Annotated in this window: 22 protein-coding genes; 13 read left to right on the top strand and 9 right to left on the bottom strand. The window is 44.8% G+C overall.

Annotated elements, in window-relative coordinates:
* The first annotated feature begins 30 nt into the window (after positions 1–30).
* From ubiE to hemB, 10 genes are all read left to right on the top strand, one after another.
* A complete protein-coding gene (gene ubiE / locus QSH61_RS17895) occupies positions 31–786 on the top strand; it encodes a bifunctional demethylmenaquinone methyltransferase/2-methoxy-6-polyprenyl-1,4-benzoquinol methylase UbiE (RefSeq protein WP_010376465.1) in 756 nt (251 codons plus the stop codon).
* 8 nt (positions 787–794) lie between these two features.
* Positions 795–1,409, top strand: coding sequence for a ubiquinone biosynthesis accessory factor UbiJ (locus tag QSH61_RS17900; protein ID WP_206473458.1), 615 nt, complete (start codon positions 795–797; stop codon positions 1,407–1,409).
* A gap of 1 nt (position 1,410) precedes the next feature.
* Positions 1,411–3,015: a ubiquinone biosynthesis regulatory protein kinase UbiB gene (gene ubiB / locus QSH61_RS17905; RefSeq protein ID WP_010606878.1), complete on the top strand. Its 1,605-nt coding sequence runs from the start codon at positions 1,411–1,413 to the stop codon at positions 3,013–3,015.
* 60 nt (positions 3,016–3,075) lie between these two features.
* The gene (tatA, locus tag QSH61_RS17910) at positions 3,076–3,312 is read left to right on the top strand and encodes a Sec-independent protein translocase subunit TatA (RefSeq protein ID WP_010376470.1); all 237 of its coding nucleotides are present in this window, start codon (positions 3,076–3,078) and stop codon (positions 3,310–3,312) included.
* 6 nt (positions 3,313–3,318) lie between these two features.
* Positions 3,319–3,630, top strand: coding sequence for a Sec-independent protein translocase protein TatB (tatB, locus tag QSH61_RS17915; RefSeq protein ID WP_010606879.1), 312 nt, complete (start codon positions 3,319–3,321; stop codon positions 3,628–3,630).
* Between the two features lie 111 nt (positions 3,631–3,741).
* Positions 3,742–4,485, top strand: a complete 744-nt coding sequence (tatC, locus tag QSH61_RS17920; RefSeq protein WP_010606880.1) for a twin-arginine translocase subunit TatC — start codon at positions 3,742–3,744, stop codon at positions 4,483–4,485.
* The gene (locus QSH61_RS17925) at positions 4,482–4,982 is read left to right on the top strand and encodes a hypothetical protein (RefSeq protein WP_206473460.1); all 501 of its coding nucleotides are present in this window, start codon (positions 4,482–4,484) and stop codon (positions 4,980–4,982) included. Before tatC ends, QSH61_RS17925 begins: the two co-directional genes overlap by 4 nt.
* Positions 4,982–5,758 (top strand): TatD family hydrolase, encoded by a 777-nt coding sequence (locus QSH61_RS17930; protein ID WP_174170242.1) that lies wholly within the window; start codon positions 4,982–4,984, stop codon positions 5,756–5,758. Before QSH61_RS17925 ends, QSH61_RS17930 begins: the two co-directional genes overlap by 1 nt.
* An 8-nt stretch (positions 5,759–5,766) precedes the next feature.
* Positions 5,767–7,605: a sensor domain-containing diguanylate cyclase gene (locus QSH61_RS17935; RefSeq protein ID WP_206473462.1), complete on the top strand. Its 1,839-nt coding sequence runs from the start codon at positions 5,767–5,769 to the stop codon at positions 7,603–7,605.
* Between the two features lies 1 nt (position 7,606).
* Positions 7,607–8,617, top strand: coding sequence for a porphobilinogen synthase (hemB, locus tag QSH61_RS17940; protein WP_174170240.1), 1,011 nt, complete (start codon positions 7,607–7,609; stop codon positions 8,615–8,617).
* A 47-nt stretch (positions 8,618–8,664) separates the two neighbouring features.
* Here the strand turns inward: hemB and QSH61_RS17945 are convergent, their stop codons facing one another.
* The 7 genes from QSH61_RS17945 to agaR form a co-directional block, all read right to left on the bottom strand.
* On the bottom strand, positions 8,665–9,054 hold the full coding sequence (locus QSH61_RS17945) for a hypothetical protein (protein WP_174170239.1): 390 nt from the start codon (positions 9,052–9,054) through the stop codon (positions 8,665–8,667).
* Positions 9,055–9,298: 244 nt separating this feature from the next.
* Positions 9,299–11,386: an elongation factor G gene (gene fusA / locus QSH61_RS17950; RefSeq protein ID WP_174170238.1), complete on the bottom strand. Its 2,088-nt coding sequence runs from the start codon at positions 11,384–11,386 to the stop codon at positions 9,299–9,301.
* A gap of 224 nt (positions 11,387–11,610) precedes the next feature.
* The gene (nagA, locus tag QSH61_RS17955) at positions 11,611–12,762 is read right to left on the bottom strand and encodes an N-acetylglucosamine-6-phosphate deacetylase (protein ID WP_206473464.1); all 1,152 of its coding nucleotides are present in this window, start codon (positions 12,760–12,762) and stop codon (positions 11,611–11,613) included.
* On the bottom strand, positions 12,755–13,663 hold the full coding sequence (locus QSH61_RS17960; RefSeq protein WP_102057732.1) for an ROK family protein: 909 nt from the start codon (positions 13,661–13,663) through the stop codon (positions 12,755–12,757). Before QSH61_RS17960 ends, nagA begins: the two co-directional genes overlap by 8 nt.
* Positions 13,660–14,778, bottom strand: coding sequence for an SIS domain-containing protein (locus QSH61_RS17965; RefSeq protein WP_206473466.1), 1,119 nt, complete (start codon positions 14,776–14,778; stop codon positions 13,660–13,662). The genes QSH61_RS17960 and QSH61_RS17965 overlap by 4 nt, the downstream gene beginning before the upstream one ends.
* Positions 14,775–16,064, bottom strand: coding sequence for a D-tagatose-bisphosphate aldolase, class II, non-catalytic subunit (locus QSH61_RS17970; RefSeq protein WP_174170235.1), 1,290 nt, complete (start codon positions 16,062–16,064; stop codon positions 14,775–14,777). Before QSH61_RS17970 ends, QSH61_RS17965 begins: the two co-directional genes overlap by 4 nt.
* Positions 16,065–16,075: 11 nt before the next feature.
* Positions 16,076–16,846 (bottom strand): transcriptional repressor AgaR, encoded by a 771-nt coding sequence (gene agaR, locus QSH61_RS17975; protein ID WP_102057735.1) that lies wholly within the window; start codon positions 16,844–16,846, stop codon positions 16,076–16,078.
* A 255-nt stretch (positions 16,847–17,101) separates the two neighbouring features.
* Between agaR and QSH61_RS17980 the strand changes: the two genes are divergently transcribed.
* From QSH61_RS17980 to QSH61_RS17990, 3 genes are all read left to right on the top strand, one after another.
* Positions 17,102–18,472: a Gfo/Idh/MocA family oxidoreductase gene (locus tag QSH61_RS17980; protein WP_010606892.1), complete on the top strand. Its 1,371-nt coding sequence runs from the start codon at positions 17,102–17,104 to the stop codon at positions 18,470–18,472.
* Positions 18,473–18,575: 103 nt separating this feature from the next.
* Positions 18,576–21,425, top strand: coding sequence for a TonB-dependent receptor (locus tag QSH61_RS17985; RefSeq protein WP_206473468.1), 2,850 nt, complete (start codon positions 18,576–18,578; stop codon positions 21,423–21,425).
* Positions 21,426–21,463: 38 nt separating this feature from the next.
* Positions 21,464–22,753 (top strand): DUF3472 domain-containing protein, encoded by a 1,290-nt coding sequence (locus QSH61_RS17990; protein ID WP_206473470.1) that lies wholly within the window; start codon positions 21,464–21,466, stop codon positions 22,751–22,753.
* Here QSH61_RS17990 and QSH61_RS17995 read toward each other — a convergent pair.
* Both QSH61_RS17995 and QSH61_RS18000 read right to left on the bottom strand, forming a co-directional pair.
* Positions 22,750–23,454 carry a response regulator gene (locus tag QSH61_RS17995; protein WP_174170232.1) on the bottom strand — a complete coding sequence of 235 codons (705 nt, stop codon included), beginning with the start codon at positions 23,452–23,454 and terminating at the stop codon, positions 22,750–22,752. The genes QSH61_RS17990 and QSH61_RS17995 overlap by 4 nt on opposite strands.
* 2 nt (positions 23,455–23,456) lie before the next feature.
* Positions 23,457–25,085, bottom strand: a complete 1,629-nt coding sequence (locus QSH61_RS18000) for a sensor histidine kinase (protein WP_174170231.1) — start codon at positions 25,083–25,085, stop codon at positions 23,457–23,459.
* Between the last annotated feature and the right edge of the window lie 3 nt (positions 25,086–25,088).

The raw sequence follows: 25,088 nt of genomic DNA on the forward strand, positions 1-25,088 counted from the left end.
CCATAGTTGCAGAGTAATGATGGAACCCACATGAAAGAGTCACAAGACAATACTACCCACTTTGGATACAAAACAGTCGAGACCGACAAAAAAGCCTCTATGGTTGCAGACGTATTTCATTCTGTAGCTGCAAAATACGACATCATGAATGATCTGATGTCATTCGGTATCCATCGTTTGTGGAAGCGTCAAACTATTGCCTGCTCAGGTGTACGCGCTGGTCACAAAGTACTTGATCTTGCTGGCGGTACGGGTGATTTAACCGCAAGATTTAGCGAATTAGTTGGTGATAAAGGACAAGTTGTTTTAGGTGATATTAACGACTCAATGCTTAAAGTAGGCCGCGAAAAATTACGCGACTCGGGACTTGTTGGCAATATTGAATACGTTCAAATGAACGCAGAAATGCTGCCTTTTGACGATAATACTTTTGATGTCATCACTATTGCCTTTGGTTTACGTAACGTAACTGATAAAGATAAAGCATTGCGCTCAATGTACAGAGTACTAAAGCCAGGTGGACGCTTACTGGTACTTGAATTTTCAAAGACAGATAACGAGGCGCTGGCAAAGCTGTATGATATGTATTCATTTACACTATTACCTGCAATGGGCAAATTAGTTGCAAATGACAGTGAGTCTTATCGCTACCTTGCAGAATCTATTCGCATGCACCCAGATCAAGAAACGCTAAAATCCATGATGGATGAAGCCGGTTTTGAACAAACTGACTACCAAAATATGACCGGAGGCATCGTCGCCCTTCATCGCGGCTTTAAATTCTAGGAGTTGCTGTGTTAGCTTCATTACTTGGCGCCGTACTTGAGACGGCTTTAAACAAAGGCCTTAAACTCTCACCTGAGCTAAAGCATGTGCTAAGTAAAGGCCAACACAAAGTACTCAGTGTTGATATTCGAGATCAAAATACTTGTTTAGCTGTGACTTACACAGGCATTAACATTCACGTACTATGCCCTTTTGATGGCGAAGCCGATTGTTCAATTAGTGCCGATTTACCAACCTTGCTTGAACTCAAAGACCCAAGCCAACTCACTGCGCTTATTCGTCAAGATAAGCTCGACCTTGAAGGGGATTTGGCACTAGCACAACTATATAGTAGTGCGTTGGCAACACTTGATATTGATTGGGCGGAGCACCTCGCCAAATATGTCGGTGATGCACCCGCACAAGTTGCCGTAGATACCTTTCATAAGTTAGCACATCGCGCAAAGCAAGATGGGCAGGTAGCCAAGGCAACACTAACTGGGTTATTTCAAGATGAGTTGAAAGTTGCACCCCATCCGCTCGAATTTCAACAGTTTAAGCAGCAAGTGAGAACCCTAAACAATCAAGTCGAAAGCTTAAATCAACGCCTCAGCGCATTACTTCAGCAAAACAAAGGAAATTAGGTTGTCTTTACTTCGCTTGCATCAGATCACCAAAACATTTTTAACCTATGGTTTAGACGAAATCGTCCCTGCGCATAAGCAGCCTTGGTATGGTAAACTCGCTCGAGCGAGTTTGTTTTGGCTGCGCAACAAACATAAAGACAAACCAATAGGCACTCGTCTGCGCCTGGCGCTACAAACATTGGGGCCGGTATGGATCAAGTTCGGCCAGATGCTTTCGACCCGTCGAGATTTACTGCCACCAGACATTGCCGAAGAACTTGCATTTTTGCAGGATCAAGTTCAACCATTTGACCCCGCGATGGCACAAAAGCTCATTGAACAAGCGCTAGAAATCGACGATATTCATGAATACTTTGCTGAATTTGAATCAAAACCGCTGGCTTCAGCCTCAATAGCGCAAGTGCATGCTGCCAAGCTACAACACAAAGAAGATCTGAAGGATGTCGTGATCAAAGTTATTCGTCCCGATATCGAAAAACAAATCCATGCCGATCTCTCTTTAATGGAGCGTTTCGCTAAAATCGTTGTCAATTTACTCAGCGAAGGAAAACGTCTGCGCCCAGTGGAAGTTGTTAGGGAATACAAAAAAACCTTACTCGACGAGCTAGACTTGATGCGAGAAGGCGCGAACGCAATTCAACTCAGACGCAACTTTGAAGACTCAGATTCACTGTATATCCCTGAGGTATATAGTGATTATTCACGTAAAAACGTGCTGGTGATGGAACGCATCTACGGTATTCCGGTTTCAGACACCGAAGCCTTGTTAGCGCAAGGCACCAATATGAAATTGCTGGCCGAGCGCGGCGTGGAAGTCTTTTTCACACAGGTCTTCCGTGACAGTTTTTTCCATGCAGATATGCATCCTGGCAATATTTTTGTCGCTCGTGAAAATCCTCATAACCCTAAGTACATTGGCATAGATTGCGGCATAGTCGGCACCTTAAACCGTGAAGATAAAAGGTATTTGGCCGAAAACTTTATCGCCTTTTTTAATCGTGATTATCGTCAGGTGGCACAGCTTCATGTGGACTCTGGCTGGGTTCCTGCAGATACCTGCGTAGAAGAGTTTGAGTTTGCCATTCGCACCGTATGCGAACCTATTTTTAACAAGCCGCTTGCAGAAATCTCTTTTGGCCATGTGCTAGTGAATTTGTTTAACACGGCAAGGCGCTTCAACATGGAAGTGCAACCACAATTAGTATTATTGCAAAAAACCCTGCTGTATGTAGAAGGTCTAGGGCGTCAGCTTTATCCGCAGTTAGATCTGTGGAAAACAGCAAAACCATTTTTAGAGCATTGGGTACAAGAGCAAGTAGGCCCTTTCGCGGTGGCGAAAAAGCTATATGCAAACTTACCATTTTGGGCTGAAAAAATGCCTGAACTGCCAGATTTGATTTATCAAAATCTCAAGCGCCGCCCACCTCCACCTGTCACACAAAAAGCAGATACTGCTACAAAGCCGCTGTTGTTAGGCTTAGCAGCGAGTAGTTTTGCAATAATATCGGGATTGAGCTTTATTTTTGACAAACCTGTCGCAAGTAGCCTACTTGCGATTATTGCCGTGCTAGTATTTATTGGCGCATGGCGTAAAACAGGGTGATTTTTTGCTCGCTAGGCGTATAATCATTATTCATAAGCAGTAAGTATCAATGGAGTTATTATGGGATTCGGTGGGATCAGTATTTGGCAATTACTTATTATTTTAGCCATCATTGTTTTGTTATTTGGAACTAAAAAACTACGCGGTATTGGTAGTGATTTAGGCGGTGCAGTTAAAGGCTTTAAAAAGGCGGTATCGGATGAGCAAACTGCGACCGACTCTGAGCCAGAAAAGTTAAAAAATACAACAACTGAGCAAGCACAACCTGTATCAGAGAAAGAAAAAGATAAGGTGTAATTCAACATGGGTATGTGGGAGTTAGTGGTCGTTCTTATCGTTGGCCTAATTGTACTTGGCCCTGAACGTCTTCCCGTTGCAATCCGCACCGTAGCGAGATGGATAAAAACGGTAAAGTCTGTCGCTAATTCAGTCAAAGCTGAAGTAAGTGAAGAGTTACGCGTTCACGAGCTACATAATAATTTAAAGAAAGCGGAACAACAGGGAATGCAAGATTTGGCCCCCGAACTCAAGCAATCCGTTCAAGAATTACAGGAAGCGGCTGAATCAGTCAGACATTCTTATAAATCAACCGAAAATAATAAAAATAAAGACTAATCAATCTACCAGTTAGATAGTTAGAATGGGTTCAAGTTTTGGATATTTAGACATCCAAGCAGTACCTTTTCTCTTATCCAATTGACATTATATTCGTACGAGTCAAGTTACATGACAGAATCAGCCCAGAGTGGATTTATAGCTCACCTTGTTGAGTTAAGAAACCGCTTAATGAGAGCGTTAATGAGCGTTTTCGTTATCTTTGTTTCCTTGGTGTATTTCGCCAATGATATCTATGCGTTTGTTGCGGCGCCGCTAGTAAATAGCTTGCCTAGCAATACAACAATGATCGCAACAGATGTTACAGCACCGTTTTTTGCCCCCTTTAAACTAACATTATTCGTGTCGTTATTCGCTGCAGTGCCATTTATTTTACATCAAGTGTGGGGCTTCATCGCACCAGGCTTATATAAGCATGAAAAGCGGATGCTTATACCGATATTACTTTCTAGTGTACTACTATTTTATGGCGGGATTGCCTTTTGCTACTTTGTTGTCATGCCTATCATTCTCGGTTTTTTTACCAGTGTGGGACCGGAGATGATGACATTATCACCAGATATTAGCAGTTATCTTGGCTTTATCCTGAAGCTATTTTTTGCTTTTGGCATCGCCTTTGAAATTCCCGTTGCCATCATGCTTATATGTTGGAGTGGTATGACAACCCCTGCGAGTTTAAAAGAGAAACGGCCTTATGTTGTCGTTGGTGCTTTTGTCATCGCAATGTTTTTAACCCCCCCTGATGTTCTATCTCAAACTTTATTGGCACTACCTATGCTACTCTTGTTTGAGTTGGGGCTCATTCTAGCCAGATTTTATAGCACTAAACCACAACAACAGGAGTCAGAAGAATGAAAAAAACCATGATACTGTTTGCAGTTGGCTTTACCTCTCTTTGCGCTGCAAAGCCGATCAATACACAGGCTCTACAAGCTTGTACCCTGATTGAGAATGATTTTAAGCGGCTCATGTGCTATGACAATGTGATTGCAAATAAACCAATCACTGAAGCGCAGTCTGGCAAAGCAATCACAAGCAAAAATAAGGTAAGTGAAGCGCGAAGCGTAGAAAAAATAGAGTCGAAAGAAGATGGTTTTGGCTTAGAGTATAAAGTTAAAGCAGCAAGCGAAGAAATCGAAGAAATTACGGCTAAACTAGTTAAAACCTCTACCCAAGGCCGTAATAAAATGGTCTTCACTCTAGACAATGGCCAAGTATGGCGACAAGTTTCATCAGAGACCTTTTTTGCCAACGAGGGCGATACATTAATTATTGAGCGTGCTTCTTTCGGCTCATTTTTGATGAAAAAAGCGGGTTCAAACCGCACAACGCGAGTTAAACGAGTTAACTAATGGACAAGATGATCGATGCTGGTGTAAACCTCACCAGCTCGCAATTTTCATCCGACTTGGCCGAGGTAATTACTAGAGCCAAAGAAGCAGGCATAGAATCTATGCTAGCAATTGGCTGCGATTTAACAAGCAGCGAGCAAAGTATTTCACTCGCTGAGCAATACCAACTTTATTGTACAGCAGGTGTCCACCCACACGATGCCAAAGATGCACCTGACACGCTCTACGATGACCTCCTCACTCTTTTAAAAAGTAGCAACAAGGCTATTGCTGTTGGTGAATGTGGCTTGGACTTTAATCGCGACTTTTCACCAAGGCCAATACAACAAAACGTGTGCTTGACGCAACTGCAGCTAGCAGAAGCTATTAACTACCCAGTGTATCTACATGAAAGAGATGCGCACGATGCGCTATTTGCGCTACTGCAAGAAGTTAAAGTTCAAGGAGTACTACACTGTTTTACTGGTGACCGTACCGCACTGCGCCATTACTTAGATTACGGATTAATGATTGGCATCACAGGCTGGGTTTGCGATGAACGTAGAGGCACAACGCTGCAAGAGCTCATTCAATACATACCTCTTGACCGTTTACTTTTGGAAACAGACGCGCCGTACCTACTACCAAGAACAATTAACCCAAAACCTAAATCTCGCCGCAATGAACCAATGTACTTATCCTATGTAGCTGAGCAAATTGCACGCTTAAAACAATGTCCCATTTCAGAAGTTATATCCACAACCACTACCAATTTTAAACAATTGTTTGTGAGGTAAAACCAATAATGCGCATTGTGTTATCTTTACTTTTATTGTTATTCAGCTCCGCCGCATTTTCTACTGTGACTATTTCTGAGTCATTTAAGGTAGAGCACCAAATAAAGTTAAGTTATACACTGAGTGAAGACGCCTCTTTAGCTAAATTACTTGCAGCCCCAGCCGAATGGCATGAAAGCATTCAAGTTCCAAAAGGCCTCCGGCCTGTTGAGAAATTTTTATGGTTAAAGATTACAATACACAACGCGAATAACGCTCTCACACCGGTGTTAGTCAGTATAAACAATAACCTCATTGATGCGGTGACTGCTTATCATGTTAAACCAAACCATCCTATATTTACTCTTGATATGGGTGATGCGCTACCACTGATAAGACGACCACTTAAATATGAGTCGTTAGTCATTCCACTTGAGCTACAGCCACAAACGCAAAGCCATTTATATTTGCAAATCAATGATGATGGTGTGTTCAATGCACCTATTGCTATCTGGGAGCCTAACGAATACCTTCAATTTAAGAGTAAATTTAATCTTATTTTTGGGATTTTAGCAGGCTTTGTATTAGCACTCGCTTTAACTAATGCCACACTTTATTTTGTTACCAAAAGAAGTTACTTTCTATGCGCAACTTTATTCATCGCTATAATCTGGCTATTGAACGCTCATATTTATGGCTTTGGCTACCGCTACTTGTATTCTACTTGGCAGTGGTTCCAGCAGTATGGCCAAGGTGTCATGACTTTGCTGCTCAGTATACTACTGTTGCCTACTGCTAGTTATTGCGCAGAAAGAAGGTTACTCGCTCACCCTCTGCTTACACGTAAAAGAATCATTGCGGTCATAGTGAGTTTGTTCGTAATAACCGCTTTTCTGCCAGTTTCTCAGTCACTTTTATTAGCTCAAAGTATCAGTTTTATTATCGCACTAATACTTATCTACATACTTACCCGATTTAGCAATAAAAACCGCAATATCTTAATTGCGATTGCACTTTGCCACTTTATTGTGATCAGCTACCCATTTACAGTTGAACTCGGTGTTCAGTCTGGAAGCTTTTTAAATCACTTGGGGTACTTTGGTATTTTTGCGATAGAAGCGACTTTACTCAGCTATTTACTAGTACGCCTTTACATTTTTCAAAGAGACGAAAAGCTGGTTAAGCAACAACAACGATTGGCGCATACCCAAGCTGAAGATGCCTTATTAAAAGAGAAGCTCAAACTCCAAGAACAAGCACAATATGATTTAGAATCCAATATTGAGGAACGCACTTTTGAGCTACAAGTCACGTTACGAGAACTCGAAGATAAAAATCGAGAACTAGAACGGATGAACATGGAAGACCCACTCACTAAAGTGAAAAATCGTCGTTACTTCGATAAGCGCTTACAAATGGAAGTACGACGCTCAAGACGGGAACAGACAGTACTGAGCCTCGTCATTTTTGATATCGATCACTTCAAAAAAATTAACGATAAATATGGCCACTTGGCTGGTGATCAGGCTATTTGCGAATTTGCCAATTTAATTAAGTCACACTTACGGCGACCGCATGACGAAGTGTTCCGTTATGGCGGTGAAGAGTTCATTTTACTTCTCCCAAATACAGCTGAAGATGGCGCACGTGAAGTAGCTGAGCGATTAAGAATCGCAACCCAAGAGCTCAATATCAAACTTGGGGAAAACACATTAAATATGACCACTAGCGCTGGTATATACAGCGCTGTGGTTTGCGATCCGCATAACCCACAACTTTATACGGACAATGCAGACAAAGCCTTGTATCAAGCAAAACAACAAGGCCGTAATCGCGTTGTTACTTTCAAACCTAACCAGGAGAACTAACGTGGCTCAATCAGGACTCGATCTTTTCCCCCTTACTCGTATGCGTAGAATGCGCCGCGATGATTTTTCAAGACGTCTAATGAGCGAAAGTACGCTAACGGTTAACGATTTAATCTATCCAGTGTTCGTGCTTGATGGTGAGTCTAAACGTGAAGCGATCCCATCTATGCCAGGTATTGAGCGCTTATCTATTGATCTATTAGTTGAGGAAGCCAAACTATTAGTAGAGCTAGGTATTCCTGCTATCGCCTTGTTCCCGGTAACACCAGCAGAGCAAAAAACATTGCTCGCTGAAGAGGCATACAATCCAGAAGGAATTGCACAAAAAGCCATTCGTGCAATCAAAGCAGCATGTCCCGAGCTCGGTGTGATCACTGACGTTGCACTAGACCCATTCACAGTGCACGGCCAAGACGGTATCTTGGATGAACACGGTTATGTCATGAATGAAGAAACCGTAGAAGTACTGGTCAAGCAAGCGCTTTCTCATGCAGAAGCCGGTGCCGACGTTGTTGCACCATCGGATATGATGGATGGCCGAATTGGCGCTGTACGTGAAGCACTTGAAGAGTGTGGCTTTATCCATACTCGTATTATGGCCTACTCTGCCAAGTACGCTTCAAGCTACTATGGCCCTTTCCGTGACGCAATTGGCTCTGCGGGCAACCTTAAAGGTGCAGACAAAAAAACCTACCAAATGGATCCTGCTAATTCTGACGAAGCATTACGTGAAGTGGCTTTGGATTTACAAGAAGGTGCCGATATGGTGATGGTAAAACCTGGCATGCCATATCTAGATGTCGTCAGACGCGTTAAAGATGAGTTTGGGGTGCCAACATTCGCTTATCAAGTCAGTGGTGAATATGCGATGCATAAGGCTGCAATTGACAATGGTTGGTTGGCTGAAAAACCTGTCGTACTAGAATCTTTACTCGCCTTTAAGCGTGCTGGTGCAGATGGTATTTTGACTTACTTTGCAAAGCAAGCTGCTATTTGGCTTAACGAGAAGTAAGCGTCATTATTTGGAGCAGGTGAAATTTTCACCTGCACAGCTTCAACTTACCTAATCAAGCTTTCTGCTTTTAAAAGCTCATCACTATTCATTTTCCAACTAAAGAAGCGAATGACACGACCGTCATCAAGATACACTTCTGGGATACTTAAAACACCTAAGGAGCGTAACCTAATCGCCTGAATATGTTCCGCATGGATATAATGAGTCTTACCAAAAAAGTTATAGCTAACTCCCGCTTTATCTATATGAAGAAAACGCTTTCCAGTTAATGATAGTGCCAATGTTGTTAGAGTAAACAACAGTAAAATTAATGTAACTATTTGCAACAATGATGAGGGAATAGCCAAGATAGAAAACAGCTCATTACCAAGCCAGATCAACGACAAAGTAAACACGTAGAAAAGCCAGTTTATTTCCAACTCTAGGGTTCTCATTGAGTATCTCCTTTATTTACCCAACCACAATCAAATTTGAGCCCTCGACGCAATAACGTGACCCAATTTATTGAAGAAAAGCTAATGATAAAGTGCCAATGTTCCTAAAGCAAGAACTTTAAAATTAATAAAACATGAAATAATCGTGACGACTTTTAGACAGGATGTTAACGCAGTAAATCATTGAGTTTAAAAATAAAAAAGGCCGCCAAAGGCGACCTTTTTATGCAAAATAAGTAATTAATTACTTAGCTGCTTTTTTCTCTTTCTCAGCTGCGATTACCGCGTCAGCAACGTTTGCTGGACATGGTGCATAGTGTGAGAATTCCATTGAGAACTGACCACGACCAGACGTGATAGTACGTAGGTGACCGATGTATCCGAACATTTCAGATAGTGGTACTTCACCCTTGATACGAACGCCCATTGCGCCAGCTTCTTGGTCTTTGATCATACCGCGACGACGGTTAAGGTCACCGATTACGTCACCTACGTTGTCTTCTGGCGTGAACACGTCAACTTTCATGATTGGCTCAAGAAGTTGTGCACCCGCTTTAGGGATAGACTGACGGAATGCGCCTTTAGCAGCGATTTCGAACGCGATTGCTGACGAGTCAACTGCGTGGAAACCACCGTCGAATAGCTCAACTTCAACGTCTAGTACTGGGAAGCCTGCTAGTACACCTTCGTCCATCATTGACTTGAAGCCTTTCTCAACTGCTGGCCAGAATTCCTTAGGAACGTTACCACCAACAACTGTAGACTTGAACGTAAAGCCAGAACCAACTTCACCAGGCTTGATACGGTAGTCAATCTTACCGAACTGACCAGAACCACCAGACTGTTTCTTATGCGTGTAGCTATCTTCAACTTCTTGTGTGATAGTTTCACGGTAAGCAACCTGAGGCTGACCAACGATTAGGTCTACACCGTATGTACGCTTAAGGATGTCTACCTTAATGTCTAGGTGAAGCTCACCCATACCTTTAAGGATAGTTTCACCTGAATCTTCATCAGTCTCAACTTGGAATGAAGGATCTTCTGCAACCATCTTACCGATCGCGATACCCATCTTCTCGTTACCACCTTTATCTTTAGGTGCAACAGCGATTGAGATTACTGGATCAGGGAAGATCATCGCTTCAAGTGTACACTCGTGCTTAGGATCACATAGCGTGTGACCTGTTTGAACGTTCTTCATACCAACAACAGCGATGATGTCACCCGCTTGTGCTTCAGTAAGTTCAGTACGCTCGTCCGCTTGCATCTCAACCATACGGCCGATACGCTCTGTTTTACCAGTTGCAGAGTTAAGGATAGTGTCACCTTTCTTCATGCGACCAGCGTAGATACGGATGAACGTAAGCGCACCGAAACGGTCGTCCATGATTTTGAACGCAAGCGCTTTAAGTGGTGCATCAGCGTCAACAGTTGCTACTTCACCAGTAGGCTCACCTGTTTCTGGATCAGTTAGCGGCTGAGGATCAACTTCTGTAGGAGAAGGTAGGTAATCTACAACAGCGTCAAGTACAAGTTGCATACCTTTGTTTTTGAACGCTGAACCACAGAAAGTTGGGAAAAACGCTAGATCACGAGTACCTTTACGGATACACGCTTTGATTTGCTCGATAGAAGGTACTTCACCTTCCATGTACGCTTCCATTAGGTCGTCGTCTTGCTCAACAGCAGACTCAACTAGCATCTCATGGTATTCTTCAACTTTGTCTACCATGTCAGCTGGAACGTCTTGTACTTCGTAGTTTTCAGGAAGACCTGTGTCATCCCAAACGTATGCTTTCTTCTCAAGTACGTCTACAACACCACAGAACTGGTCTTCGATACCGATTGGAAGCGTCATCACTAGTGGGTTAGCACCAAGTACTTTCTCAACCTGACCAACTACGCGGTAGAAGTCTGCACCCATACGGTCTAGTTTGTTTACGAAGATTACACGTGCAACTTCTGATTCGTTCGCATAACGCCAGTTAGTTTCTGATTGTGGCTCAACACCACCAGAACCACAGAATACACCGATACCACCGTCAAGTACTTTAAGTGAACGGTATACTTCTACTGTGAAGTCAACGTGTCCAGGAGTATCGATAACGTTTAAACGGTGGCCTTTCCACTCACAAGTTACCGCCGCTGATTGGATTGTAATACCACGCTCAGCTTCCTGCTCCATGAAGTCAGTAGTAGACTCACCGTCGTGTACTTCACCAGTTTTGTGGATTTTACCAGTAAGCTTTAGAATACGCTCAGTGGTGGTAGTTTTACCCGCATCAACGTGCGCGAAAATACCAATGTTTCTGTATTTCGATAAATCTGCCATTGTTTTACTCTATTTAAAGTAGAAAAATTATTCGGCGGGAGTATATCACCTCTTGTAGCGAACATCATCCTTGAAGTCGTCTAAAATGCAATCAATTCGCGAAAAAGTTTCTAATGCGAAACTTTGTGACCTATTTTTACCGTATCGCTTACTGCTAGGCCGCTGTATTTAAGAAAATTCCATTGTATTTTGTCAATTTCAGGGCGGTGAGCTTGGGTTTTTGTTTAAAATATCTGCTTTCCGAACAAGTTGGCATGCTGGACTTGGAAGGCATCATCTAGCAAAGAAAAATGCGCTATTTTACCCACTTCAATGCTGCCAAGTTCATTGTCCATATTTAAATAAGTCGCGGGTACTAAACTTGCCATATTGATGGCTTCTAGAAGCGGAATATTGGCCAATTCTGCTAAATTCTTCACTGCTTTTTCAAGTGTTAGTGTACTGCCGGCCAAACTGCCGCTGTGAGTTTTCGCCACGCCATCCTTGACCACAACTGGCATTTCACCCAATTGATATTCACCATCTTTAAGGCCACCAGCATTAATACAATCACTGATCAAGGCCACCTTATGCTGACCTTTTAGGCGGTAGATCAACTGTAAAATCGCAGGGTGCAAATGAATACCGTCGGCAATCACTTCCACCAAGGCTTGGCTATCAAGTAACAACGCACCAGCACAGCCCGGTTCACGGTGATGAATGCCACGCATGCCGTTAAACACGTGGACCCCGCCGCAGGCACCATGTGCCAAAGCGGCATTGGTTTGCGCAAAATCCGCATCACAATGACCTAGCATCACTCGCACCCCATGTTTACTTAGGTACTGTGTCATCTTTACGCCATTAGCCTTTTCTGGTGCAAGCGCCACTGCTTTAAGCGCACCATCAGCCGCGCTAATCATTTCATCAATTAAGGCTTCGTCTAACGGCTTAAAGAAAGCTTCGTTATGGGCACCTTTGTGTTTTTCACTAAAAAATAAGCCCTCACTGTATCCGCCCAACACCTGAGCGCCCGGCATCTTTTGCTTATAGGCGGCTCCAATAACCTTCATCGCTGCAATAGTTTGTGGCCATGTAGTCGTCACCGTGGTTGCCAAAAAGCCAGTGACGCCATGTTTGAGCAACGAAGTGCTAATAGTTTCTATACTGGAGAGTTTGCCATCAATAACATCACAGCCCTCGCGGCCATGAATATGTAAATCAATTAACCCAGGCCACATATCTAAATTAGAATAACATTCGGTATTATCAGGCGCTTCCGCCGCTGGAATAATCGCGTGAAAACGCTCACCTTTTATTACCGCAACGTGCGCTTCAAGGACGCTGGTAGGGGTATAGATACGACGGGGCCGAATATAACGAAGCTGTTCAAGCATGCACTTTGCTCCCTAATAGGGCCGCGCCTAATGCACCACTTGCATCACCATGCTTGGCTCTAACAATATCTGGCACTGACACCGCTGAAAATACATGAGGTTCGATGGCTTTTGGGAGCGCCTCTACAAGTTCATCGATAAGCGACATGCCACCGCCAAGCACGATAACTTCAGGGTCATATGCTTTGATTAAATTTGCAAACGCCGAGCCCAACAGATCCATATAGCAATTAAACGCATGGATTGCTTCACTTTCTCCAGCCCGCATCGCTGTGATAACTTGTTCTGAGGAACGCTTCCGCGTAGTGAAATGTTGATACAAACCGGCAAGCCCTGGTCCTGCGACATAGCGCTCTAAACACCCTTGCAACCCACAGCCACACGCTAAAATAGGCAGGTGATATTTTTGCTGTAACACCGCAGAAAGCGGATGGTGGCCATATTCACCGGCGATCCCTTGGGCACTTTTATACAACGCACCATCAATGCAAAACCCGCCTCCAGCACCGGTGCCTATTATTGCCCCAAAGACCTTTTGATATTGCTTACCGGCTCCAAGACTGGCCTCTGATAACGCAAAGCAACGGCAGTCATTTTCGACCGCGATGGGCCGTTCCAGTTTTGCAACGAGATCAGCCTTAACTTCTTTACCATTGGCGCAAGGGACATTTGCTGATAGCACGCGCTGCTGCGCATTTACTATCCCCGGCATACCAATACCAACCTGTCCTTTACAACCATATTTGTCATCGGCTTGCTGCACCAAAGTGACGATTTGCGCCAAAAACGCCTCATAACTGTGCTTTGGTGTCGCCACACGCCAAGACTCTAAGCGTTGTAGCTTTTCATCAAACACCGCAATTTCAATTTTGCTCCCGCCAACATCCACTCCATAAATCATACTTCACTCCCAAATGGATGAATGACTACGCCCTGCACGACTCTATTCACTTCCCCCGACGGGCAAGGATTGTCCGGTGAAATACCGAGATTCAGCGCTTTATAGAAACTTAACTGCTGTGCAAACAACATATACAGTAACCCTTGCCACACATCTTCTAGTCGTGGCACTTTAGGACAAAGTGAATGCACCGTCATGGCTGTACCGTCACGCTGCAATTCAGCAACTAAATCCTGATCGTACAAGCTGGTATAACCATCACTTGAGATAAAACATACCACGACAGTTTTGCTATTGATAAGTGATTTTGGACCATGACGGAACCCAAGCGGTGACTCGCTCACGCTCATTACTTGGCCTGCCGATAACTCAAGCATTTTTAACGCAGCTTCCTTTGCAAATCCCAACAAACAGCCAGAGCCTAGGTACACCAAACGCTCAAATGGTTGTTGTGCAAATGCACGGATATTTTGCTGCTCTGCCGCAGCTAACATGCTTTGCGCTGCATTGATCAACTTATCCACGGAGCCGTCATCCACTGCAAAAAGTTGTAGCGCTGCAACCATCATTGACGAATAGCTACTCGTCATTGCAAAACTTTGGTCAAGCGTAGGTTCCGGTAGCAATATACTTGTTGCATTGCTTGTCTGCAGCGCTGCTTGATGCAACTTTCCATCACGGTTGCAGGTGATAAAAAGGTGCTGGCTGTTACTAACCAGCTGTGTTACCAACTCTACGGCCGCCACACTTTCTGGACTGTTGCCAGAGCGAGCAAAAGATACTAATAAACAAGGTTTATCCGTCGCTAGGTATTGTCGTGGTGCAGCAACTAAATCAGTTGTGCTCACTGCCCGCACACTTTGGCGCATGTGTGCATTAAGATGAGTGGCGATAGCGTCACCGATATAAGCGGATGTACCCGCCCCCGTCAAAATAACCTGAGTATCAGGGTCATCTAGAAGAGGAGCTAACTCCACCAAAAGCTTAGGCTTTATGCTCGCGACTAATTGAGCGGTTTCTTGCCACATCTGTGGCTGCTGGGTGATCTCTTTTGCTGTCCAATAGGCATTTCGTGTTTTTAATTGCGCAATTTCGTGTCCTAGCAAAGTGTTCATGACGCTTTCTCCATGGCAAAACACGCATTTGAATAGCGAGCCACAACACGTTGAATTTTAGCAATCACTAACGCTTTGGCATCCCTTGCTATTTCACCACGGCGTACTTGTTGATATAGCTCTGGAAAATATTGGCTGATAAGCGGCAATGATAAGGTCTGCTGCGCTAGGTTTTCGAGCATAGTTGCTAACGCCTTTTGCACCGCATCTTGATGCCAGTAATAGCGAATACGGTCGCTAAAGCTAAATTGACGCAAGAAACGGAGTTGCTGTGATTCGCCGTGATAAAAACGCTGCCAACTCGTAGGCTCTGCCAGCATGACCTCGTCCACCACCTCAACAAACTGACTATGAACATAGGGTAGTAATTGCTTTTCAATATGGTGAAGCGCGAATAATCCTTCGCGCAGCGCAAAGGTCAATTCAGGCCCGACTTTCAAAATGGCAAAGTGGTCAGCAACCAACGACTGATAAGCGCCTGCAGTTTGATAATCTGTCGAATGCGCTTCGAAAGCGATACGGTCAACGGTACGAATAAAATCTTTTAATGCACTCGCTTCATTCGATTTGTAGTCAAAAACTTGGGTGTTATCAAACTCAACACCCGGCTGCACCACCATTGCAACCACGCGTTGCCAAGCATCCGCTAATCCTTTATTTGCAAAGAGTTCACGATGGCAAGCTAGGGTTTCTTGCGCAGCAACTTGGCTGGTCGGTTGTAGACTGTCAATCTGTTCATCAGCGCCACCAGGAGGGGGAACTTCAGTACCAATCACATAAACAATATCACTACGACCAAACGTCGCAATCGCGGCTGCTTCCGCTGTTTGACACAACAAGGCAGCGCGATTAGCTACAATATCATCGCTTAACACGTCAGGGTCGTCAGCACAGGGCATGCTGGCATCTAAGTGAATTTTCTTAAAACCAGCCTTCACGTATTCAGCGACTAAGTCACACGCTTTGGCCATTGCGGCTTGGCTATTTTCACTCGTCCAACAGACTGGTCCCAAATGATCACCGCCAAAAATCAGTAACTGCTTATCAAAACCAAGTTCGTCGGCCATCTCTTCGACTTTGGCAATAAAATCCGCGGGACGCATCCCGGTGTAACCGCCAAATTGATTAACCTGATTGGCCGTGGCTTCAATTAATAGCAGCGTATTTTCCTGCTTGGCATATCTTATCGACGCTTCTAGCACCCAAGGGTGAGCTGAGCAAATGGCATAAATGCCTGAGTTTTTCCCCGATTTATTGGCTTCGATTAGGGCTTGAAAACGCCGCATATGATCACCTCTTAAGACGTTATTAAATGTACCTCAATTCCGGCGGCAACCAATTGCTGATGAACATCAGCTGGAATACCACTGTCCGTAACCAAAACGTCAATTTCTTCGCAGGCGATAATGCGATGCACACCTTTACGATCGAATTTACTGGAGTCCGTCACCACTATGACTTGCTTTGCAACCTTACACATCTCGCGGTTAAGCGCAGCTTCCGGTTCAAAGTGTGTTGTTACACCAACATCAACAGAGAACCCATCAACACCGAGCACCAGACGGTCAAAGTGATATTGCTTTAGCTGATCTTCTGCATGGCTGCCATAAAACGACAGTGACTTTTTACGCAGTGAACCACCGGTCATCAACACTTCAACGCCATCAGCTGCAACGAGCGCTTGCGCCACGTTAAGCCCATTGGTCATCACCACTAGCTGTTGATGCTCGGTAAGTTGCTTCGCAACCTCTTCAGTGGTGGTACCTGAATCCAGAATTATAGACTCATCATTGCCTATAAGGCCCGCCACCAACTTTGCAAGCTCGACTTTCACTTGGTGATGATGATCGTGCTTTTCCGTTATGGTAAGCTCTTTGGTTAACCTAGAACTCGCAACGGCACCACCATGAGAGCGAACCAACAAACCTTTTTCATGCAGGGCATTGAGATCATTTCTGATCGTCACGGTTGATACACCAAATTGTTCTGCCAGCTCAGATACTTCTACTCGTTCCGTTTGACCAACGAGTTGAACGATTTCGTGGCGTCTTTCGATGGTGTTCAGCATGACACCTCCTTTCGTTTTGGTTGAATTTAGTCTACACAGCTTTCATTTGCTTTCAATTCATTTTTTTAACTTTAAACAAAAATAAACATAAATAAATGTTTTATAAGGATTTAAAGTTAAATTAGAAACACATTGAAAACAAAGCGAAAGAATATGAAAGATATTTTTCTTGCGTTCAAAATAAAACTGCCGTAATAATAACCAAAAAATAACATTTCGTTTTTAACAACAAGAGTGAACAACTAAGAGGTTATTATGGGTGATCTAAACCGCCGGCGATTTCTTCAATCAATGGCTGCTATCGCAGCAACAAGCGCAGTGGTTGGCTGCGCGAGTAACAATAATAAGACGCCGCTTACACCAAAGCCACAAGGAAATTCAGTTCAAGGTCTAGTCGTACCGAAACTGGATGTCGTGCGAGTGGGCTTTATTGGTGTAGGTCAACGTGGTGTTGGCGCGGTAAAGCACTTTTGCCATCTTGACGGTGTCGAGATCAAAGCCATCTGCGATACGCACCAAGCAGTCGTCGATAGAGCCGTTAAAATTGTTGTCGACAAGGGTTTACCAAAACCTGCGACTTACGGCAAGAGTGATATGGACTATCGCCGCATGTTGGCGCGCGATGACATTGATATTGTGATCATCTCTACGCCTTGGAAATGGCATACGCCTATGGCGGTAGACACAATGGAAAGTGGCAAACACGCTTTGGTCGAAGTGCCAGCAGCAGTAACCATAGAAGAAGCGTGGCAATTGGTAAATACCGCAGAGCGCACGCAAAAGAACTGCATGATGCTGGAAAACGTTTGCTATGGTCGCGACGAGCTGATGGTATTAAACATGGTTCGCCAAGGGCTATTCGGTGAGTTACTGCACGGTGAAGCAGCTTATATCCATGAACTTCGTTGGCAAATGAAAGAAATTGAGCATAAAACTGGCTCATGGCGCACACATTGGCATACCAAACGTAACGGTAACCTCTACCCAACCCATGGTCTAGGCCCGGTTTCTCAATATATGAATATCAACCGTGGCGATCGCTTCGACTATATCTCCTCCATGAGTTCACCAGCACTTGGTCGTGCAGCCTATGCCAAACGAGAGTTCCCAGCAAATCATGAGCGTAACCAACTGAACTATATTGCTGGAGATATGAACACTAGCATCATTAAAACCATCAAAGGCCGTTCGATTATGGTACAGCACGATACCACTACCCCACGCCCTTACTCCCGCCATAATTTAATTCAAGGTACTAACGGCGTATTTGCAGGATTCCCCAACCGCATCGCGCTTGAAAACGGCGGGAGTAAGAGCTTTCACGAGTGGGATTACGACATGAATGATTGGTACGGTAAATATGATCATCCACTTTGGCAAAAAATGGGGGCTGAAGCAGAGCGCAATGGCGGCCATGGTGGCATGGATTTCTTAATGTTCTGGCGCATTATTTACTGCCTTCGTAATGGCGAGCCGCTAGATCAGGATGTTTACGACGCAGCTGCTTGGTCAGCGGTCTTCCCTCTTTCAATGGACTCAGTTGCAGACAGAAGTAATAGCAAGGACTTCCCGGATTTCACCAGGGGCACATGGCGCACTGCAGCACCACTAGGCATTGTCACATAACTAACCAGAGGTTAAATACGCTATCTATAGCAAGTACTAACAATGCCTGAATAAGCGCCCGTAAAGCGGGCGCAATAATAACAACACTCAACAGGACAACAAGATGAAACACACTCTAAAACTGTGTGCTGTGGGATTGGCCGTGAGCTGTGCCCTGTCCCAATACGCGCACGCACAGGAAACAGAACAAAACAGCGGATCTGACGAGCAAGATAAAGCCAAGCAACAAGTAGAGAAAATTGAAGTACGTGGCGTACGTTCCAGTATCAAAGAGTCACTCTTTCTCAAGAAAAACGCAGTCGGCGTAATGGACGCCATCGTTGCCGAAGACATTGGCAAGTTCCCAGATCAAAACCTAGCTGAAGCGCTACAACGAATGACAGGTATCGCCATTACCCGTAACGCAGGTGAAGGACAAAACGTCACAGTGCGGGGCCTTGGCGGGGACTTTAACGTTACCACCATCAATGGTCGTAGAATGGCATCTGAACACACAAGCCGTGACTTTAACTTCGATTTAATTGCGCCTGAAATGGTTCAAGCATTAGAAGTATACAAGTCACCACAAGCACAAACACAAGAAGGGGGGATTGGTTCGGTCATCAATATAAAAACCCGCCGACCGTTAGATATGGATGGCTTTACCCTCGCCGGAAGTGCCAAAGCCATTTACGAAGAACGTACCGGCGATACCAACCCTCAAGCCTCCTTCCTAATTAGTGATACCTTTTTTGACAATACCTTTGGCGCCCTATTTACCGCCGTTTATTCCGAGCGAACACAACGCGAAGACTCCTATGAAGGACAAGGGTTTTACGATCCAGAAGAAAATACTGACGTGCGAGTCCCTGTTGACAGTAACCGAAATGGCGAGCTAGATGAGGGCGAGAAAGTACACCCATCAATGATCCCAGGATATGTGCGCTACTCGAACTGGCAAGATAAACGTGAGCGCATTGGTGCGAGCCTAGCGTTACAATGGCGTCCAACGAATGATATTGATGTCACCTTTGATAGCTTATACTCAAGCTACAAAACCGACGGTGAAAAATATCAAATCTCTTTCGTCACCTATGATGAACCTTGGACACCGGGGATCCCAGCGGTAGGTGAATTAAAATTTAATGAAGATGGCAACGTCAACTACATTGAGTTAGTCGACGGCGCGATGGCTGAGCTACTAAATGTCTCTGAGCCTCGCAATACCGACACTTGGCAGGCCGGTCTTAACTTCAAGTGGTATGCTACCAGCGATCTAACGCTTGAATTTGACGTGTCTAAGTCGCGTGCCGAGCGGATCAATGATGGCGACAACCGCTACATCGTGGCACGTGGCTTTGTGGATACTATCACTATAGATCAAACAGGCGACAACCTCCTGCCAGATGTGACCATGTCACCAGCACTTAATGCCGATCAACCCTTTGGAGCTCACTACAGCTACAACTATGGCACGGAAGTGATAAGCGATGTTGAAGAGTTAAGGCTTGAAGGGACATTTATTCCTGAATGGGAATTTGTCAAAGACATCAAGTTTGGTTTTCATTACGGAAAGCAAACTAAAGGCAGAGACGTAAGTAAATCAGATGATCCGTCAATGTTTAGTAATGGTGGGGCTTATTTTAAAAACTCAGATTACGACAGCTTTGATAACTCAAGTGTGGAAAAGCTCGGTGGTCTTAACTTATTTAGACTACCCGCAGATGTACTTGTACCCGCCAACTTTGATAACTTCCTAGATGGTGAGCCGGGCATGCATCCTGCGCCGTGGGCAAGCTTTGACTACGACAAACTCTATACATTTTATCAATCCATCAATGCCCAAGCCGCAGATGAAAAAATTAGAGCCACCAAGAGCCCTAAAGATTCCTACGAGCTTTCTGAGTCAACGTTTGCACTTTATTTAGAGACCAACCTAGTCGGCGAGCTGTCGGAAATGCCTTACAACCTAAACCTAGGCGTAAGAGCAATAAAAACCGAGATCACCTCTGATGGCTACGTTTTTGATTACCCAAGTCTGGTATACAACGTAGAAGAAGACGAAGATGGCGATATTATCTATCGTATAGAAGGGGATATTGCCGATTATTACTCCGATTCTTACGTAGAAGATGACTACACTGATGTACTGCCTAGCATGAACTTTAAGTTAGAAATAACAGACTCACTGTTATTTAGAACCAGCGCGGCTAAAGTTATCACCAGACCTAGCATCGATTTTCTAACCCCATATAGCTCAATTAATTTCAGTAAGTTTGAGCTTAATCTTGCCAACCCTGGGATCAAACCACTTAGAGCAGACCAACTTGATTTGGGACTAGAGTGGTACTTCTCTGATTATGGTGCGCTCACCTTTGCAACCTATTACAAAGACATTAAATCTGTTATCGCTCAGGGGCGTGTCGGTACGATAAAAGTGGGTAAATTCATAAAAGACGGCGTTGAAGTTGACGGTCCGGAATTTACCCAAGTATCTCCACGTTCGGAAGCGGGGGCAGAGATCAAAGGTTTCGAAATTGCTTATCAACAGTCGTTTGAGGAATTGCTACCGGCACCTTTTGATGGCCTAGGTATGCAAATCAACTATACATTTACGGATAGTAAATACGACGACCCCGAAAAAGATGAGCTACCGTTCGCTGGAATGTCTGAGCATTCTTACAATGCAGTTATCTATTATGAAAAGGATGACTACCAAGCGCGTATCGCTTACAACTGGCGAGATGATTATCTGAAGTATCCAGATGCATGGGGCGGCCCGGAATGGGCAGCGGATTATGGTCAGTTTGATTTCAGTGCCAGCTATAATCTTACGGCAAAGACACGAATTGACCTAAACGTGACCAACCTCACCAATGAGCGTCAATGGTCATACATTAAAACCCAAGAGCAAGTGAGCCACTTGAGCCGTTACGGCCGCAGTATCAGTTTAGGCATTAACACTTCTTTCTAATCAACATGGGGCAACGCGCCCCATTCAAGGAACTTAAGATGAAGAATACAATAATGACACCGATACTGCTGTGCGCCTCGCTATTTACCTCAGCGCAAGAGGCTTATATCAGCAGTTACGGCAACGCTTGGGTCAACAACGATATTGACGCCAGCAAGCAATATATAACTCAAGCAGGAATTGCCCCATGGCAGGATAAGCAGCTTAGATTTAATCACTATTTTTATGCCAATAACGTTGGCACCTATACCCTCTATTTACACCTTGAGAAACCAAGTGCACCAAGTACATTGCTGGTAACGCATAACAATAAACAAGTGACGCTTAACCTCGATAGACAAAGCCCGACTAAGGTTAAAGTCGGTGACTTTGCTGTGACACAAGTTGGCTATCAAACGGTCCAAATAGCCGGTGACACATTAGCCAAAGGGCGAAACAGTACCTTCCCCGCCATTACCGGGCTCAGTCTCGATGGCGAGGCCATGACCCCTGCACCTAACTATGTCAAAGAAGACTTTTACTGGGGTCGTCGCGGCCCTTCAGTACACCTTTCCTATACCGTACCTGACAAAAAGGACTATAACTGGTTTTACAACGAAGTGACGGTGCCATCTGGCTATGATCCACAAGGTTCGTATTTTATGGCGAATGGTTTTGGCGAAGGTTACTTTGGTATTCAGGTAAACTCACCCAGCGAGCGCCGTGTGCTGTTTTCGGTTTGGAGCCCATATCAAACGGATGATCCGAGCACGATTCCTGACAATCTTAAAATCAAATTACTCGCTAAAGGCGACGGCGTTTACGTCGGTGAATTTGGCAATGAAGGTTCTGGAGGACAAAGCTATTTACGTTATAACTGGCAGCCAGATACGACATATCGCTTTTTAGTCAATATCGAGCCCAGTACGACTTATGAAGGCCATACTGAATATCGCGGCTATTTTTATGCGCCGGAAACCGGCCAATGGAAGCTAATCGCAGCCTTTAGCCGCCCTGAAACCAACACCTATGTTGCAAGACCGCATAGCTTTTTGGAAAACTTTTTACCCGAAGCTGGACAGTTTGAGCGTAAGGCATTTTATAATCGTCAGTTTTTGCGTGACACCCAAGGTAACTGGGTTGAGTTAAATCAAGCTAAATTCACTTATGACGCCACCGCCAGAAAAGGGTCGCGTTTGGATTATCAAGGTGGTGAAGAGCAAAACCGTTTTTACTTACGTAACACCGGTTTCTTCACGGGACCCACACCTTATCTCAGCGAATTCACTCGCCCTAGCAGCAATGATGCGCCAGTGATCCCATGGCAGTCACTACAGGCACACCCTTAATTTAGATGATAGCTTCTCTCTGGTCGGCCAATGCTACCGTAGCTTTGGTCGGCTTTTACTTCTTCTATACTAACCAAAAACTCTAAATAGCGCCGCGCGGTTGAGCGGCTCACCCCCACCAATTCTCCCATTTGGGTTGCTGTAAACACCTGCTTGGGCTGACTTTGAAATGCCGTACGAATTTTTTCCAAAGTAAGTGGGTCAACGCCTTTAGGTAGTCTAGCTGTACTTTGTATGCTCGCCTGTTCACTACCAAATAAGGTGTCGACCATAGATTGCGTCACTTCATTGGCACCATCCAAACACTGCTGACGCGCCTCAAAGCGAGCGAGTGCGAGGTCGAGCCGTTCCAAGATCAGCGGTTTAACTAAAAAATCACAGACTCCCAGACGGATCGCTTTTTCTAGCGTCGCCACTTCTTTTGCTGCGGTGATCAGCATCACTTCGCTTTTACAGCCTTGCTCACGTAGCATCTTTAAAAACTCAAGACCGTTACCATCGGGTAGATAAATATCCAATAAAATTAAGTCGGCTTGTATCGCACTCAACAGTACCGTCGCAGTAGAAACATTGTCGCTACTGGCCACCACTCGATATTGCCCTTGCCTTGCGCTACTTGGTGTTGCCGGTGTCACTAGGTATTGCGCTAATAATTGTGCCACAGCTACTTCATCTTCGATGATCACCACAGAATAAGTCATTGTTATTGCTCTTTTACTTGCTTGGGAATAAAGACCGTGATCCTTGCACCAAGTAATTCAGACTCCCCAACCTCTAAGGTTCCGTGGCAGGAATCAAGATTTGTTTTTACGAGATATAAGCCAACACCATGTTGGTCGCCGGACTTAGTACTAAACTGCGGCGTAAACGCCTCTTCGACGTTACCAATCAGTCCAGTGCCGCTATCTTCAACATCAAAGATAATATCCTGAACCGTTTCATCCACTGTTACGACCACTTTGGCAGGCCGCAACTGTGCCGTCGTTCTTGCCGCTTCGATGGCATTATCGATGAGATTACCTAATATTGAAACTATTCGTTCCAACATCTCTTTTTGATGGATAGCGCACAGCGCACTGTCGGAACTCACCTCTAGTGCCACATTATGCTCTCGCGCTTTATGGTATTTACCGAGTAATAAGCCCGCGATCACTGGCTCTTGTATATAGGTGAGGAGGTTTTCAATTTGCGCTTGTGAGCCTTGGCTTTCTTGACCTATCAGCTCAATCGCTTTGTCATATTGTGCCATTTGGATAAGCGCGCCAATGGTATTTAACTTGTTTGAATAGTCGTGCGTTTGCACTCTCAACAGTTCTGCAAAAGCCTGTACTTTAGTGAGCTGCTTTGACACATACTCTAGTTCATCGGAGGGTCGCATACTCAGTAAAATACCTTCGTGTTGACCTTGCACTTGCAGCGCAAACCGCGATAACACCAAACGCTTGTCAGCAACAAATAGCTCAAAACCAACTAAAGGGCGATTGGGATTATGCAACAAGAAGTCGCTATGCTCTGGCAACAGATCGCTCAGGTGCAAACCTTGCTTACTCAAGCCGCGAGGCTTTTCGAGAATTTCGCACGCACGTTGATTCAAACGACGCACGCTGCCATCAGGGTCAAGCGCGATAATCCCCGTCCGTACGGTATTCAGTATGGCCTCTTGCTCTGCAAATAAGCGCCCGATTTCATCTGGTTGCAGGCCAAAAATGGCTTGGCGGACACGTCGACCAATCCAAATTGCGGCAATGACACTGAGCAGTAACACCGCTGCAGCTCCGACAAAAACGGCAATGCTGCGCTGCAACACCAACGACTCGACGGATTGCACTAAAAAGCCTACCGAGACTAAACCAATCACCTCACCAGCGGGAGAGTACACCGGCACTTTTCCCCGAATAGACTCACCTAAACTGCCCTGTGCTGTTGAGATATAACTCTCTCCAGACAGTGCGGCTTGGCTATCCCCTCCGACCATAGTGCGACCAATTTTTTGCTCATCTGGGTGGGCGATACGTCGCGTTTCGGTGTCACCAATGACGATAAAATCTGCGCCAGTTGCCTGGCGCAGCAGCTCAACATTAGTATTGAGGCGTTGGATCTGTGAGCTATCCCTATCTGCTATGAGTGCCGTCATAACATCTTCACGAACCGCCACCGCCTTAGCCAAAGCCAAGGCTTTTTCTCCCACTTCCTGGTGTAAGCTTTGCGTAATAACCTGATACACCAGCGCGGTAAATAAGCATGCTTGGATCACACACAAGCCCACAACCCAAGTGATCAGTCGCGTTTCTAAGCGTTTTGGTCTGCGTGCTAATTTTTGTGATTGCGACACACG

This window comes from Pseudoalteromonas sp. JC3 (assembly GCF_030291895.1).
Lineage (GTDB): Bacteria > Pseudomonadota > Gammaproteobacteria > Enterobacterales > Alteromonadaceae > Pseudoalteromonas.